The 600-nt window shown below is 77.2% G+C and carries 1 pseudogene; it reads left to right on the forward strand.

The window, feature by feature from the left end:
* Positions 1-600, forward strand: a pseudogene (locus EAD96_RS16310) (permease); the annotation flags it as partial.

Below are 600 nucleotides of genomic sequence, written 5' to 3' on the forward strand. Positions count from 1 at the left end.
CACCGGAGGACCTGCCCCCGTCGCCGCCGCGCGGTCGCCCGCGCTGGCTCGACGCGGACGACCCGGAGCACCCGCCCGAGGCGTCCTCGCGCGAGGTGCAGAACATCCCGCTCGGGCTGGGCGCGCTCCTGCTCGGCGTCGCCGCCGTGGTCTTCGCCGCGGTCGCCACCAGCTCGATGGACGCGCTGGCCCGCCTCGGCGTGCTGCTCGTGGCGACGGCGCTGATGCTGCTCGCCCCGCCGGTGCTGGCCCGGCGCGGGCTCACCTCCACCGCCGAGACCATCGCCGCGGTCGGGTTGCTGCTGGTGCCGCTGGCCGGGTACGCGCTCTGGGCCGTGGACCGGATCGGCGGCGGCTCGTCGGGCGCCGCGTTCGCCGGGACGATCTTCCTGGTCACCACGCTCGTCGCCCTCGGGTACGCCTACGGGACCGGTCTGCGCGCGCCACGCTTCGCCACCGTGCTGGCGGCCCAGCCGGTGCTGCCCCTGCTGGCGTACGAGCGGATCACCGGGCCGGTCGGCTGGGCGCTGGTGCTGACCGTGGTGGCCGTGCTCGACCTGGCGCTCGCCCGTTCGGCGGTGGTACGCGAGCGCCCCGTCC

Source organism: Micromonospora sp. BL1 (genome assembly GCF_003667485.1).
GTDB classification, from domain to species: domain Bacteria; phylum Actinomycetota; class Actinomycetes; order Mycobacteriales; family Micromonosporaceae; genus Micromonospora; species Micromonospora tulbaghiae.